Annotated in this window: 13 protein-coding genes; 9 read left to right on the top strand and 4 right to left on the bottom strand. The window is 36.3% G+C overall.

What is annotated here, in order from left to right:
- Positions 1 to 5: 5 nt before the first annotated feature.
- Both B5X62_RS14345 and B5X62_RS14340 read right to left on the bottom strand, forming a co-directional pair.
- Complete coding sequence (locus B5X62_RS14345) at positions 6 to 2,159, bottom strand: alpha-N-acetylglucosaminidase (RefSeq protein WP_079668175.1); 2,154 nt, start codon at positions 2,157 to 2,159, stop codon at positions 6 to 8.
- A gap of 75 nt (positions 2,160 to 2,234) precedes the next feature.
- Positions 2,235 to 3,113 (bottom strand): SDR family oxidoreductase, encoded by an 879-nt coding sequence (locus B5X62_RS14340; protein WP_079668174.1) that lies wholly within the window; start codon positions 3,111 to 3,113, stop codon positions 2,235 to 2,237.
- Between the two features lie 219 nt (positions 3,114 to 3,332).
- Here B5X62_RS14340 and B5X62_RS14335 point away from each other — a divergent pair, with 219 nt between their 5' ends.
- From B5X62_RS14335 to B5X62_RS14325, 3 genes are read left to right on the top strand one after another with little or no spacing between them, the layout of a single operon-like run.
- Positions 3,333 to 3,905 carry a Crp/Fnr family transcriptional regulator gene (locus B5X62_RS14335; RefSeq protein WP_079668173.1) on the top strand — a complete coding sequence of 191 codons (573 nt, stop codon included), beginning with the start codon at positions 3,333 to 3,335 and terminating at the stop codon, positions 3,903 to 3,905.
- Between the two features lie 60 nt (positions 3,906 to 3,965).
- On the top strand, positions 3,966 to 4,400 hold the full coding sequence (locus B5X62_RS14330) for a DoxX family membrane protein (RefSeq protein ID WP_079668172.1): 435 nt from the start codon (positions 3,966 to 3,968) through the stop codon (positions 4,398 to 4,400).
- Between the two features lies 1 nt (position 4,401).
- Positions 4,402 to 4,842, top strand: a complete 441-nt coding sequence (locus B5X62_RS14325) for a carboxymuconolactone decarboxylase family protein (protein WP_079668171.1) — start codon at positions 4,402 to 4,404, stop codon at positions 4,840 to 4,842.
- Between the two features lie 56 nt (positions 4,843 to 4,898).
- Here B5X62_RS14325 and B5X62_RS14320 read toward each other — a convergent pair whose 3' ends face one another.
- Both B5X62_RS14320 and B5X62_RS14315 read right to left on the bottom strand, forming a co-directional pair.
- The gene (locus tag B5X62_RS14320; RefSeq protein WP_079668170.1) at positions 4,899 to 5,555 is read right to left on the bottom strand and encodes a lysoplasmalogenase; all 657 of its coding nucleotides are present in this window, start codon (positions 5,553 to 5,555) and stop codon (positions 4,899 to 4,901) included.
- Positions 5,527 to 6,861: a dihydroorotase gene (locus B5X62_RS14315; RefSeq protein ID WP_079668169.1), complete on the bottom strand. Its 1,335-nt coding sequence runs from the start codon at positions 6,859 to 6,861 to the stop codon at positions 5,527 to 5,529. Before B5X62_RS14315 ends, B5X62_RS14320 begins: the two co-directional genes overlap by 29 nt.
- 180 nt (positions 6,862 to 7,041) lie before the next feature.
- On the opposite strand from B5X62_RS14315, the gene B5X62_RS14310 reads away from it, so the two are divergent.
- From B5X62_RS14310 to B5X62_RS14285, 6 genes are all read left to right on the top strand, one after another.
- Complete coding sequence (locus B5X62_RS14310; RefSeq protein ID WP_079668168.1) at positions 7,042 to 9,336, top strand: GH92 family glycosyl hydrolase; 2,295 nt, start codon at positions 7,042 to 7,044, stop codon at positions 9,334 to 9,336.
- Between the two features lie 48 nt (positions 9,337 to 9,384).
- Positions 9,385 to 10,818: an oligosaccharide flippase family protein gene (locus B5X62_RS14305; protein ID WP_079668167.1), complete on the top strand. Its 1,434-nt coding sequence runs from the start codon at positions 9,385 to 9,387 to the stop codon at positions 10,816 to 10,818.
- A 130-nt stretch (positions 10,819 to 10,948) separates the two neighbouring features.
- Entirely contained in the window at positions 10,949 to 11,968 is a 1,020-nt protein-coding gene (locus tag B5X62_RS14300) for a sugar phosphate nucleotidyltransferase (RefSeq protein WP_079668166.1), read from the top strand.
- Between the two features lie 117 nt (positions 11,969 to 12,085).
- Entirely contained in the window at positions 12,086 to 12,892 is an 807-nt protein-coding gene (locus tag B5X62_RS14295; protein ID WP_079668165.1) for a lipoprotein insertase outer membrane protein LolB1, read from the top strand.
- Entirely contained in the window at positions 12,889 to 14,448 is a 1,560-nt protein-coding gene (locus tag B5X62_RS14290) for a murein hydrolase activator EnvC family protein (RefSeq protein ID WP_079668164.1), read from the top strand. Before B5X62_RS14295 ends, B5X62_RS14290 begins: the two co-directional genes overlap by 4 nt.
- A 38-nt stretch (positions 14,449 to 14,486) precedes the next feature.
- A complete protein-coding gene (locus B5X62_RS14285) occupies positions 14,487 to 14,684 on the top strand; it encodes a twin-arginine translocase TatA/TatE family subunit (protein WP_079668163.1) in 198 nt (65 codons plus the stop codon).

Raw genomic sequence — 14,684 nt, 5'->3', positions numbered from 1 at the left:
TAATACTATTTTAAAATAAGATCTTCAAGTTCTTTCATTCGAGATTCTGAACTTTTTGTAGGAACATACATTTCTTGTTTCTTCGACCAATTGACTTCCATATTGTAAAAATCCTGCGGTTTTGTAAACTTTCCTTCTTTAGCATTTTCTATAAACAACTTCCAACGATCGACGTACAAAGAGCCCAGAAGTCCGTTCCATTCTTTATGAGCATAATCTCGCAAAGTTGTTTTTGGATTGTTATCTGGTCCCCAAAATGTGATTTGCGCTTTTGCATTGTACATCGTATTGTCAGAATCTGGAAGTTTTACGCCGTAATTTTTAGCTTGTTGCAACCAACGATTTAGTGTAAAATAAGGACTATTTCCGAGTAATTCATTTTGAATATTAATCATTTCTAAAAAAGTTGATGACGCTTTATCCATGCGATTTTTGTCTTGAGAATTAATACTTCTAATAAGTGAATCGTAGGCTACATCACCTTTGTCCGCCCAAACTTGACGAAGAAAATCTATTTTGTCAGCTTGATAAGTTTCCGAATTTTTAAAATCAGAATCAGCTTTTAAAAACACTTTTACCGCTTCTCTAAAACGTACAATATCGTAATTTCGAGTTCTTGTTCCCCAAGACGAAACAGGATCGACATTCATCGATGGACGAGCACAAAATATACTTTCGGAAGGACCTTCTTGATAGACTTTTGGATCACTATAGACAGTTTGTGCAAATTCTTTCCAGGCTTTGATAACGTCTGGATTCTCTTTACCATAACGGTATTTGGTATAATCTATCAGCCAGTCATCGAGATTAAATTTCTGCTCATGCCACGCCATATCTAACATCAAATCATAAGCAACTGGATTGTTATAAATCCCTTCCGGAATAATCCCCACACCTTTTAGATTAGCACCATAAGGACTTTCTTTAGCGCGATACACCTCATCGATAAAACGTTGCAACTTCCCGTACAGTCCATTTTTTTCTCCAAAATTGCTAACATTTGACCAAATAAAATTAGTTCCGTTGTAGCCTTTTCGTTCTTCCCAATTGCTTGTATTTTCACCAAATAATTCGATAATGAGTACTTTTTCACGATTAAGTCCAGCCAATAATTTATCAGAAGGATTCTTTTGCCAACCTTGCAAAACCCAAGTACTGTTGGGATAATGCTTTTGCATTTCTTGTTGAACACTTTTACCAACCGCAGTTATATCGATATCATTAGACTTTCCGCCTTCATGGAATGGTTCTCCACCAAAATACTTGATGTCTTTACCATAAAGTTTTTTCATTTCTGAGTAATAAACATCCGCAACTTTTTGAAAATCGGAAGATGTTGGCGTTAAAATCCCTGGCCGAATAAACTCGGTAAACACCCATTTCCCTTGATCAATTATCGGTGCATTCTTAAGCGAAGCAACTTTCTTGTTCATATCATGCGGAACCATCCCATAGAAACCCTGCAAAATAGGCTCAATACCTAACTCGTTCATTCTTTTCAGAATCTTTTTTTGAAGTTCTTCTTGTTGTTTGATACTTGCCAAACTTACAGGTCCACCCCAACCTTCTAAATTGCCCATCAGCCACCAAGCTATAAAACCTGGCCCAGGAATAAAAGCACGCGCATCAGCATCTGAATATCCTAATTTGATCAACGTATTATACCAAACCATTTCTGTCCCAACAGGCGCCAGCATAATATTAACGCCATTTAGTGCCATCCAATCGAGCTCCTTTTCCCAATCTTCCCAAGTGTAAAAACTAAATGAATAATTAATTGTACAATAATTGAGCGCATATCGATACGGAACAAACGATTTCTTCTTAATAGGATCAGGAACTTCTGGCAACGAAACTAAATTTTTAGTTTGATTTCCGAAATGTGAAATACTTTGATGTGCATAATGCTTGACATACCAATCCAAAGCTCTCGACGCCGCGCTCGTCGATGATGCCGAAATCTCTAATCGATTAGCTTTGGTTTGCAAAATAAAAACATCGTCGTTATTTTCTTTTGGAATTGATTTAAAAACCAACTTGTCAGCAATCCAAGGAAACTGCCTTTTTGCAACTTCTTTGACAGCGGAAAAATTTTGAGCGCTTAATTGACTAAAAAAAGATGATAGTAAAATAAATATTGTAAGAATAAATTTCTGCATAATAAGTCTTTATGTAAAAATAAAAAACTTCCTCATTTATGAAGAAGTTTTTAGTTGTATTTTTTGAAACCGAAATTATCCGTTCTTTTTAGCTTTAATCATCGCTTCCAGCATATCCCACATTTCTGTTGGGATCTGGTCTAACATATTGAATTGTCCTGCCCCTTGCAACCATTCGCCGCCGTCGATAGTAATAACTTCGCCATTAACATAAGCCGAAAAATCTGAAACTAAATAAGCTGCCAAATTCGCTAATTCTTGGTGATCGCCAACACGACGCAATGGTACTTTTTTGGTCATATCGAATTTTTCTTGCAAATCTCCCGGAAGCAATCTATCCCACGCACCTTTGGTCGGGAATGGTCCTGGCGCGATAGCATTAGTACGGATTCCGTATTTTGCCCACTCGACAGCCAAACTTCTTGTCATTGCTAAAACACCAGCTTTTGCCGTTGCTGACGGAACAACATAAGCCGAACCAGTCCACGCATACGTCGTTACAATATTAAGAACAGTCCCTTTAGTTTTAGAATCGATCCAATGTTTCCCGATAGAAAGTGTACAGTTTTTGGAACCTTTCAGAACGATGTCGATAATCGTGTCAAATGCATTTGCAGAAAGTCTTTCGGTTGGGCTGATAAAGTTACCCGCCGCATTGTTAAGCAAAATATCAATCTTTCCAAACTCTTTAAGCGCTGCTTCTTTCATCGCTTCGACCTCATCGTAATTTCTAACATCGCAAGCGACTGCAAGGACTTTTCCGCCAGTTTCGGCTTCGAGTTCTTTTGCTGTGTTTTGAAGTTTTTCGAGGTTTCTTGAAGTGATCACAACTTTGGCTCCTAATTGTAAGAAATATTTGGTCATGGCTTTTCCTAAACCGCTTCCACCACCTGTAACGATGGCAACTTTATCTTTTAATGCGTCTTCGCGAAGCATTGGTTCTGCATAATTCATAAAATGTATTTATAATTTTGAAGTTTAAAGTTATGAATATTTCTTCGATCTGTGAGGATTTCTGTTATTCGACAAATAATGTTTTGAGGCAGAATCTGCGCCCCGAGCTGAGTGGAGCTCATTTTGCGAAGCGCAGCGGAGCAAAATAGCGGGAACGGAGCGCGGAAAAGGCGCCCAAATAAATTTTGTTTTATACATTTGGGAGACAATTGGACGGACATGGAAATTTTCTGGACGCATTTGCGGAAATTTGTTGAGATTGACGAAGCGGAATATGCAGCGGTTACGACGTATTTCGAGGTTTTGGAATGCAAAAAAAAGGAAAATTTGTTGGCAGAAGGTGAGCTTTCGAAATTCAATTATTTTGTATTAAATGGTTGTCTGCGAAAGTTTTTTGTGAAGCAAAATGGTGCGGAACAAACGACGCAATTTGCGCTAGAAACGTGGTGGATAGCGGATTTGTTCAGTTTTGAAAAACAGCAAGTTGCGGATTGTTACATTCAGGCGGTTGAAAAGTCAACGGTTTTGCGGATTTCTTATCAAAATTATGTTAAACTTTTGGCGGCACATCCCGTTATGGAAAGCTATTTCCGAAAGATTTATCAAATAAATACAGCAGCATCGGAAAGGCGAATTCGGTATTTATATGAATTTTCGCGAGAGGAATCTTATTTGCATTTTCGGAATTTGTTTCCAGATTTCATTCAAAGAATTCCGCAGTATTTGTTAGCGTCTTACTTGGGTTTTACGCCCGAATATTTGAGTGAAATAAGAGCGAAGTTACGTTCTTAAACTGGTTTAAGTTTTTTGAAGAAATAAAATCTGAAATTTGCTTCATCAAAAACAAAATAAATGTTCAGCACAAAACTTTCCATCGCTCAGCTTTTTCTACGAATTGCTTTAGCCGTTACAATGCTATCCGCAGTAGCCGACCGTTTTGGATGTTGGGGAAACAATGCAGTTTGGGGAAACTGGACTGCTTTTGAAGGCTATACAAGAACACTAACTTTTTTCCTCCCAAATATTCTGAGTAAAATCGGTGCCTATTTTGCCACTTTTTGTGAAGTTGTATTTTCGATATTGCTGTTAATTGGCTTCAAAACTAAGGTTATAGCTTATGCGACTTCAATCTTACTTCTCAGCTTTGGAATCGCAATGACAATTGCCTTGGGCGTAAAAGCACCTTTGGACTATTCAGTTTGGACAAGCGTAGCAGCGGCTTTTCTGTTGGCTGCACAAAATAAATTTCCATTTAGTATCGACAATTTAATCAATAAAAATAAATAATATGTCACAAAGATTGAACATGGCTCGATTAGCGCCAGAAGCTTACAAAGCAATGATCGCATTGGATGCAACAATGTCAACATTTTTCCTAAACAACACTCAAAAAGAACTCATCAAAATACGAGCGTCGCAAATTAATGCTTGTGCATTCTGTTTGGACATGCACACAAAAGATGCCTTAAAATATGGCGAAACGCCTCAACGGATTTTTCTGTTAAACGCATGGTGGGAAACGACTTTGTACACCGAAGAAGAAAGAGTCATGCTAAAAATGACTGAAGAAATCACGAAAATTTCGGAGAAAGGCTTAACTGAGGAAACTTATCAAAACGCAAAAAAATTGTTTGATGACAAGCAAATTGCTGAAATTATCATGGCAATTAACATCATCAACGCATGGAATCGTATCGGAATTAGTACGCATTTGCAGTTGCCAAAATAGTTTGGTTTTAATTAAAATACTAAAAAATCATCTTGAAAAAATTCGAGATGATTTTTTTATGTTGTTGACTTTTTAGATTTTAAAAACCCGAAAGCTAAAAACGTCTGCGCCAAAACATAAGTGAACATCACGAGAAAGCCTAATATTTTAGAAGGATTTACAAATAAATTAATGGCCAAAACTGAATCTGAAATCACAAAGAAAACCGCTCCTATAATGAGTAAAGTTTGTTTGGTTTTGAGACTGAAATACAACATCCCCGAAATGCAAAGTGCATACAAAATAACAGGGATTTTCATATCGCCCAAATGCGGAAACAAAAAAGTAAGAAAAGTAAAAAGATAAATTATAATTAAAGGAAGACTCCACAAAGCTTTGGAAATCGACAACTTTTTAAGACAAAAAATGTAGCAAATATGTGCCAATAAAAAACTTCCTAAACCTGCAATAAATCCCCAATCAAAAAGTAAAAACACATCGCCAAACCATGATAAAATAAGACCTGCGATAAAGAGGTTTTGTTTTGGTTGATTCGACTTCTGACTTGCCAACCAATAAAAAACTAATAGCAAAGGCATTAACAAAGTTTTGGAGAACAAGCGCAATTGCTCCCTCCCCAAAACAATGAATAACAAATCGCAAATGAACATCAGCCCTAAAACCAACAATGCGATTTGTGATTTTTTATCGATCAAACTCCAATCTTTCGCCATGTTTTTCTTCTGAGAAAATTCCGTTGTCGTAAGCCAAATGACCGTTGACAAAGGTTTGGGTAATTTTAGATTTTAGATTTGTACCTTCTAACGGACTCCAACCACATTTGTATAAAATATTATCCTTCGCAATAGTCCAAGGATTATCCATGTCTATCAAAACCAAATCTGCTTTATAACCTTCTTTTACAAAACCTCTTTTATCCACCTCGAACAAAATCGCAGGGTTGTGACACATCTTCTCCACCAATTTTTCTAAAGAGATTTTTCCGTTGTGGTAATTTTCTAACATGACAGGCAAAGAATGCTGCACCAAAGGCGCTCCCGATGGACAACTTGTGTACAGATTTTGCTTTTCCTCCCAAGTATGTGGCGCGTGATCGGTTGCAATAACGTCAATTCGATCGTCCAAAAGCGCCTCCCAAAGGCCATCTTTGTCAGCTTGTGTTTTCACCGCGGGATTCCATTTGATCAAAGAACCTTTGGTTTCGTAATCGTCATTGGTAAATGTCAAATGATGAACACAAACTTCCGCCGTTATTTTTTTATCTTTTAAAGGAATATCGTTTCGGAACAAAGCCGTTTCTTTCGCCGTTGACAAATGGAAAATATGCAATCTTGCACCTGTTTTTTGCGCCAATTCAATTGCTTTTGAAGATGATTTGTAACAAGCTCCCTCACTTCTTATCAAATGATGAAACTTCACTGGAATATCATCGCCGTATTCGGATTTGTATTTTTCCGTATTGGCTTTGATGGTGTCTTCATCTTCGCAGTGAACGCAAATTAACATTTTGGTAGAACTAAAAATCTTTTCCAAAGTTTCGGGATTGTCCACCAACATATTTCCGGTGGAAGAACCCAAAAACAATTTGATTGCCGATACATTTTTAGGATTTGTTTTTAAAACTTCTTCCAAATTATCATTAGTTCCGCCCATCGAAAACGAATAATTGGCATAAGATTTCTCGGCGCCCAATTTGTATTTCTCTTCCAGCAATTCTTGCGTCACCGCGTTCGGAACGGTATTTGGCTGATCGATAAAACTGGTTACGCCACCAGCAATTGCCGATTTCGATTCCGAAGCGATATCGCCTTTATTCGTTAATCCTGGCTCACGGAAATGCACTTGGTCATCAATGACACCAGGCAACAAATACTTTCCCGTTGCATCAATCACTTTGTCCGCTTCCGATTCGGGAATATTTTTAGCAATTTTTGAAATTAAATCATTTTCGATTAGCAAATCACTTTCGAAGATTTGACCTTCGTTGACGATTTTAGCATTTTTGATAAGGCTTTTCACTTTTATTTTATTTAGATATTAAATTTAAGATGTGAGATTTTAAGATATGAGATTACAGACTTTAAAAATACTAAGACTAATTTTTTCTTTACTCTATCATCTTTCTTCTTTCCTCTCCTGTACAAATTTAGAATATTTAAAAAGATTTATTTAGCTAAATTGCTTCTTTAAAAGTAATTAATGTCAATCAAAAAAATATCCTTAGCACTGGGAATCGCTGTTGCTACACTTACAAACGCTCAAAAAATGGAAAGTCTTGTCAAATTTGTCAATCCATTAATTGGCACCGAAAAAATGGGACACACCTATCCTGGCGCAACAACGCCCTTTGGAGCCGTGCAACTAAGTCCCGAAACCGATTCGATTTCTTACGAGTTAAACGGCAAATACAATGGCGAAGTTTACAAATATTGTGCGGGTTATCGCTATGAGGACAAAACGATAACAGGTTTTAGCTCGACGCATTTTAGTGGAACGGGGCATTCGGACTTAGGCGATTTTTTGGTGATGCCGACAGTTGGCAAACTTCAATTAAATCCAGGAACGGCAGACAAACCTGAAAGTGGTTACAGAAGTCGCTTTTCCCACAATACCGAAGTTGCGGAAGCGGGTTATTACAAAGTGCAATTGGATGATTATAATATTTTGGCAGAAATGACGGCTACAACGCGTGTTGGCGTGCAGCGTTATACTTTCCCCAAATCGGATCAAGCGCACATCATCTTGGATTTGATGGCGGGAATCTACAATTATGACGGCAAAAATGTTTGGACTTATGTTCGCGTCGAAAACGGAAATACCATCACAGGTTATCGTCAAACCAACGGTTGGGCGCGCACGAGAACTGTTTATTTTGCCATGAAATTTTCAAAACCTTTTAAATCTTATGGTCAAAAGAATTTTGATGGAAAACAAGTTTATGGTGGATTCTGGAGAAAGTTTGACCAAAACAAAAACTTCCCCGAAATCGCTGGCAAAAACCTAAAAATGTATTTTGATTTCGACGCTCAAGAAAACGAAGCCATCGAAGTACAATTGGCGATTTCGCCGGTTAGCCAAGCCAATGCTTTGGACAATTTAAAACAAGAAGTCGGCAATCTTTCCTTTAACCAAATAAAAGAAAAAGCCCAACAAGATTGGAATAAAGAGCTTAATCGAATTGTGATAAAAGGCTCTGACACAAAGAAAACCAATTTCTATACGGCGATGTACCATACTTTTATCAATCCAACAATTTATATGGATGCCAATGGCGAGTACAAAGGACTTGATCAAAACGTTCACAAAGCTGATGGATTCACAAACTATACTACTTTCTCTCTTTGGGATACGTACCGTGCTTTGCATCCTTATTTCAATATTGTTCAGCCAAAACGGAACAATGACATGGTCAAATCGATGATGGCACATTACGACCAGTTCTCGATGAAGATGTTACCGATTTGGTCGCACTACGCCAACGAAAACTGGTGTATGAGTGGTTATCACAGCGTTAGCGTTGTTTCGGACGCGATTATCAAAGGAAATTATTCGGGAGACGCAAAAGCTGCGTTGTTAGCTTGCGTTGCGACAGCAAACAAACGCGACTACGAAGGTATTGGCGAGTATATTGATAAAGGTTTTATTCCGGCTGAGAAAAATGGAACTTCAGTTTCTAACACTTTAGAATATGCTTATGACGATTGGGCAATTGCACAACTGGCGAAACATTTGGGCGAAACGGAAATTTATAATCAATTCACTAAACGCTCTGAAAACTGGAGAAATGTTTACGATAAAAGTGTTGGATTTATGCGTCCAAAATTAGCAAATGGAACTTTCAAAAAAGATTTTGATGCTTTGGAAACGCATGGACAAGGTTTTATTGAAGGAAATTCTTGGAACTACAGTTTCTTCGTGCCGCAAAATCCAAAAGGTCTAATCGAAGCGATGGGTGGCAAAAAGAAATTTGGCGAAAAACTGGATGAACTTTTCAGCATGCATTTGCCAGACAAATTCTTTGCAGATACCGAAGACATAACAAGAGAAGGAATTATTGGCGGTTACGTTCATGGGAACGAGCCTGCGCATCATGTTGTTTATCTTTATAATTTTGCTGATCAAGCATGGAAAACACAGCAACAAGTCCGTCACATTTTGGAAATGCAGTACAATGCGACACCTGATGGCTTGGGCGGAAATGATGACACGGGACAAATGAGTGCTTGGTATATTTTGAGCTCGCTTGGTTTTTATCCAGTCGCGCCAGGTTCCGAAGATTATTCGATTGGAAGTCCAGCGGTTGATCATGCAATTTTGAATTTAGAAAATGGGAAAACTTTTGAAATTGAAGCGATTAATCAAAGTCCGAAGAATGTTTATGTTGAAAAAATTCTCCTAAACGGAAAGGAAATCAAAGACTTTACATTGAAGCATTCCGAGATTATGAATGGTGGAAAGTTGACTTTTTATATGTCGTCGAAACCTAAAAAATAAAGTTTCGGAAATTCAATAATAACTTACATTTGCAAAAATTTTTCAGTTTTGTATAAGAAACTTTTAACGCAAACATTAATCTACGGAATCGGCGCTATTGCACCGAGGATTATTTTGTTTATCCTAAATCCGCTGCTAATCCATCAAATAAAAACTGATGAGTTTGCAATTTTCACTAATTTATATGCAGTCATTTCGGTTTTCAATGTCATCCTTTCTTTTGGATTTGAAACGGCTTATTTCAGATTTTCGGCAGAGAAAGACAATGAAAAGAAAACGTTTAATACATCGTTTTGGTTTCTTTTTGCAATGTCATCGATCTTTCTGATCTTATGCTATATATTCAACCAACCAATTGCCGATTATTTAGGATATTCCGAAACACCTCAATATATCAAATGGTTTGCGATCATAGCCTTCGTTGATAATCTTTTGGTTATCCCTTTTGCATGGCTAAGGTTTCACAACATGCCTATTAAATATTCGGCTGTGCGAGTTGTACAATCCATTTTTCAAGCTTTATTTACCGCAGCCTTATTCTTTTGGATTCCTGAAACGCTATCTCAAAAAATGGGATTATCTCATAAAGTTGACTATCCTTTTTTTAGTAATTTAATCACAAGTGTATTAGGTCTTATACTTTTAACACCTATTATTTTAAAAGTAAGATTTCAGTTTGTAACCAACTTATTTTTAAGGATGATTAAATATTCTTATCCTTTAATGCTGGCTGGGATTGCGTTTACCATTAATGAGAATTTTGACAAGATGGTTCAGTTAAGATTCATAAGTGCAGAAGAAGCAGGAGCTTATGGTGGTTGTTATAAATTAGCTGTATTAATGACGCTTTTCGTGACCGCTTATCGAATGGGCATCGAACCTTTTTTCTTTAAACAAATGGATAAAGGTGACGCTACAAAAACCTATGCTAACGTCACAGAATATTTCACCTTCTTTGCGGCTGTTGTTGCAATGGGAATTATAGCGAATATTTCTTGGTTAAAAATAATGCTCATCCCAAATCATACTTATTGGTCTGCAATTGACATCATACCAATTATTGTCATTGCTAATCTTTGTTTTGGGATTTATTATAATTTTTCGACTTGGTACAAAGTAACGGATAGAACTGGTGTAGGAACTCTTATTTCGTGGATTGGTGCCCTAATTAATATTGCTTTAAACTTTATTGCATTGAAATATTACAAAAGCATTATAGGTTCGGCATGGGCCACTCTTATTGCTTATTTAATAATGATGCTAATTTCCTACTTATTAGGTCAAAAATATTATCCAATCCCTTACCGAATGAAAAAAATGAGTTTCTTCTTGATTCTTCTTTGTGTTTTTAGCTTCTTGATTGTAAGGTATTTCAATTACAATTTTTGGTACAGCAATATACTTTTCGTCGTATTCGCTGGAATTCTAATCTATAGTGAAAAGGATATGTTATTATCCAAACTCAATCGTAAGAAAATTTAATTATTCTAAAATACAATGCATTACTAAATATTAAAGCAGCAAACTTGCTTTACAAAACTTATATTTTTACATTTGGCAAATTGTCAAAAACTTATAACAATTACAAACTAAAACAAAACACTCTTTTATAATGAAAATTATTGTTCCAATGGCTGGACGCGGTTCTAGACTTCGTCCACACACATTAACTGTTCCTAAACCTCTTATCCCAATTGCAGGAAAACCAATCGTACAAAGATTAGTTGAAGATATCGCAAAAGTAGCAGGTGAAAAAATTGACGAAATTGCATTTATTATTGGTGATTTTGGGCCAGAAGTTGAAGCTTCTTTGGTTAAAATTGCTGAAAATCTTGGTGCAAAGGGAAGCATCTATACACAAGACGAACCTCTAGGAACTGCCCATGCTATTAAATGTGCCGAAAACTCTATGAAAGGCAATGTTGTCGTAGCTTTTGCTGATACACTTTTCCGTGCGGACTTCCAATTAGACACCAATTCTGACGGCGTTATTTGGGTTAAAAAAGTTGAGGATCCATCAGCGTTTGGTGTTGTAAAACTAGATGAATATGGCTTTATCACCGACTTCGTTGAGAAACCACAACAATTTGTTTCAGACTTAGCAATTATCGGTATTTATTATTTTAATAGTGCTGAAAAATTAATGTCTGAAATTAACTATATCATGGATAATGGTATTAAAGAAGGTGGCGAATATCAATTAACGACAGCTTTAGAAAACCTTCGTCAAAAAGGCGCTAAGTTCTCTTTAGGAAAAGTTGATGATTGGATGGATTGTGGTAACAAAAATGCGACTGTCGAGACCAATGGCAAGATTCTTCAATACGAGAAAGAATCGATGGCACAATTCCCAAGTTCTGCAAAAATCGAAAGTTCGCTAATTATTCCTCCTTGTTTTATTGGTGAAAATGTTGAAATTAGCAATTCTAAAATTGGACCTAATGTATCTCTAGGAAACGGGACAAAAGTAATTAACTCAAACATTGACAACTCATTAATCCAAGAAAAAACGGTTATCGATCATGGCAACCTTTCTAACTCGATGATTGGCAACTCCGCACAATACTATGGTGTTGCAAGAGAAATTTCTTTGGGCGATTATTCGGTATTGGATTTCCTTTCTAAAGATTAAAAAAATAATCATATAACTTTTTGAGATCTAGCGTCTAATTATTTTTAGAAGTTAGATCTCAAAATATTTTATAGCCTGTTGGCGTTAATTTTGCAAAGCCTATCTAAAATTTAGAAAATGAAAAATTTAGGAATCATCATATTTTCAGCGATTGCGCTAACCTCTTGTCACACTCAAAAAACTGTTACAGAAAGCAATTCTACACCGATAAGCACTACAGAACCTATCAAATCTAATTCGGCATTTTTTAATAAAGTAACCGAAAAATCCACTTTTGAGCAAGTAAAAATTAATAGCAAAATTAATGTTGAAAATGGAAGTTTTATTCCGACACTTAATGCAACTATTTATATTGAAAATGGTCAAAAAACATGGATGAATTTGACGGCTTTGTTTATCAATGTTGCTCGAGGTATTGCGACGCCTGAAGGTGTAAAGGGCTATGAATCCTACAATAAAACTTATATCGATTCAGATTTTTCTTATTTAAATAATCTTTTGAAGGTCAACTTTATCGATTATCAAGCCTTGCAAAATTTAATTTTAGGAAAAACTTTTATTCCAACTAACGAAAAAGATTTTGAATTAACTCAAAATGCTCAAGGTTATACTTTATCGTCTAAAAATAATATTAAAATAAATGTTGACGGTAAGACAACGGAATACACAGTAAAAAGTGATTATTCTAGTGATTTTAATTTAACAAAAGTCACGCTTAATAATTTAAGCAATCAAGACCAACTTGAAGTTTATTATAACAATTGGGAAAATTTTGAAGGAAATTCGTTCCCAAAAAACGTTAAAATAATTATAAAAGCTAAGAAAACAGACCAAATCTTAATCGAAAACACGAAATTTGATTTTTCCAAAATGGCAACCCCTTATTCGGTGCCAAATAATTATAAAAAGACCGCGATTAAATGATAAAGAAGATTAGTTTTTTACTAAGCATTTTATTTTTCGGAAGCATTTTCGGCCAAAATACAAAAGAACAGCTACAGAAGCAAAACGCTGATATTAAGAAGCAAATCGCAAACATTAACGCAGATTTAGCTAAGACTAAAAACGAATCAAAATTGTCGTTAGCATACCTTAATGCTGTTAATCAAAAAATTTCTCTTAGAGAAAAATCTTACAACAACACTCAAAAAGAAAAGCGTTTTATAGAAGATGACATCTATAGATCTCAGCTTGAAATCAACAAAAACAAACGCGAACTCGGAAAATTACGTGAAGATTACGCTGCAATTTTGGTAAAAGCGTACAAAAACAAAGGCGTACAGAATAAAGTAATCTTTATCCTTTCATCAAAAAGTATGGGAGAAGCTTTGCGTCGTATCCAGTATTTAAAACAATATTCGGAATATCAACAACGTAAAGCTGCGGAAATCAACGACAAAGCAAACGAAATTCAGAAAAACATTGCTAAAAAACAAAAAGCTGTTGGTGAAAAAGACAATCTTCTTCTTAACCAAAAGAAAGAACTAGCAACTATCGAAGTTGAAAGAGGTCAAAAGGAGGCGCTTCTTGCTGAATTCAAACAAAACGAAACAAAATTAACCGCCGAGTTAAAACAAAAACAAACGCAACAAAAATCTTTAGAAGGTCAAATTCGTGCCATCATTAATGAAGAAATTCGTGCAGCTAAAGCCAAAGCGGAAGCGGAGAAAAAGGCAGAAGAAGAACGTAAACGTCAGGCGATGATTGCTGCGGCTAAAGAAAAAGCCAGAATTGACGCAGAAAATAAAGCTAAAGCAGAAGCACTAGAAAGAGAACGTAAAGCCCTAGAAGAGGAAACTCGTAAAGCAAGAGAGTTGGCTGTTAAAAAAGCTGCGGATGAGAAAAAACGCTCTGACGAAGCTGCCAAAGCAGAGTCTGACGCCAAAGCGGAAGCTAGAAGAATAATTGCAGAAAAAGAAGCAAACGAAGCTAAAGCTAGAGCCAAAGCGGCGGAAGATCGTCTAGCAGCTGCGAAAGCGGCAGAAGCTGCCCTTGACAAGAAAAAAGACGAGGAAAAACAAGCTGTCGAAACCAAAACAATGAAGGCGTTTGGCGTTGGTAGCGTAACGGCTGGTAGCAATTTTGCAGAGAGTAAAGGGCGAATTGGTTTCCCAGTAGAGAGAGGAAATATCACACACCGTTTTGGACGCCAACAGCACCCTGTATTTAAAAATATTTGGGAAGAAAACAATGGTATTAAAATCGCTGTAAGTGCTGGTACAAAAGCACGTTGCGTATTCCCTGGTGTGGTATCAACTGTTATTGTTGACGGCGGAACCAAAACTGTTATGGTAAAACACGGTAATTATTTTACAGTATATTCTAATCTTTCTAACGTGTATGTAAAATCGAACCAAACTGTTTCTGCAGGAACACAAATTGGAGAGATAACAACAAGTCTAGATGGTTCTTACACATTAGATTTCCAAATCTGGAACGGGACAAGTCCAGTCGATCCAATGGGTTGGGTATCATATTAAAAAATAATGTAACTTTGTCAAATCAAAAAACGTAAAAAATGTATCATTCATTAGCCATATTAGCAATTTCTTGGCAACACATCTTAATCGTTGCTCTAGTTCTTTTATTATTATTCGGAGGTAAAAAAATCCCTGAATTGATGAAAGGTTTAGGCTCAGGAATTAAAGAATTCAAAGATGCTGTAAAAGAGGAAGATAAAAAGCCTGACAACAATAATTCTACGACTAACAACTAG

This window comes from Soonwooa buanensis, assembly GCF_900167905.1.
Taxonomy (GTDB): domain Bacteria; phylum Bacteroidota; class Bacteroidia; order Flavobacteriales; family Weeksellaceae; genus Soonwooa; species Soonwooa buanensis.
This window is presented reverse-complemented; position numbering and strand designations above follow the sequence as displayed.

What these genes read in the sequence shown, in the direction of transcription:
- B5X62_RS14345 (WP_079668175.1), bottom strand. Translation starts at nt 2,159, where the DNA reads ATGCAGAAATTTATTCTTACAATATTTATTTTACTATCATCTTTTTTT.
- B5X62_RS14340 (WP_079668174.1), bottom strand. Translation starts at nt 3,113, where the DNA reads ATGAATTATGCAGAACCAATGCTTCGCGAAGACGCATTAAAAGATAAA.
- B5X62_RS14335 (WP_079668173.1), top strand. Translation starts at nt 3,333, where the DNA reads ATGGAAATTTTCTGGACGCATTTGCGGAAATTTGTTGAGATTGACGAA.
- B5X62_RS14330 (WP_079668172.1), top strand. Translation starts at nt 3,966, where the DNA reads ATGTTCAGCACAAAACTTTCCATCGCTCAGCTTTTTCTACGAATTGCT.
- B5X62_RS14325 (WP_079668171.1), top strand. Translation starts at nt 4,402, where the DNA reads ATGTCACAAAGATTGAACATGGCTCGATTAGCGCCAGAAGCTTACAAA.
- B5X62_RS14320 (WP_079668170.1), bottom strand. Translation starts at nt 5,555, where the DNA reads ATGGCGAAAGATTGGAGTTTGATCGATAAAAAATCACAAATCGCATTG.
- B5X62_RS14310 (WP_079668168.1), top strand. Translation starts at nt 7,042, where the DNA reads ATGTCAATCAAAAAAATATCCTTAGCACTGGGAATCGCTGTTGCTACA.
- B5X62_RS14300 (WP_079668166.1), top strand. Translation starts at nt 10,949, where the DNA reads ATGAAAATTATTGTTCCAATGGCTGGACGCGGTTCTAGACTTCGTCCA.
- B5X62_RS14295 (WP_079668165.1), top strand. Translation starts at nt 12,086, where the DNA reads ATGAAAAATTTAGGAATCATCATATTTTCAGCGATTGCGCTAACCTCT.
- B5X62_RS14290 (WP_079668164.1), top strand. Translation starts at nt 12,889, where the DNA reads ATGATAAAGAAGATTAGTTTTTTACTAAGCATTTTATTTTTCGGAAGC.
- B5X62_RS14285 (WP_079668163.1), top strand. Translation starts at nt 14,487, where the DNA reads ATGTATCATTCATTAGCCATATTAGCAATTTCTTGGCAACACATCTTA.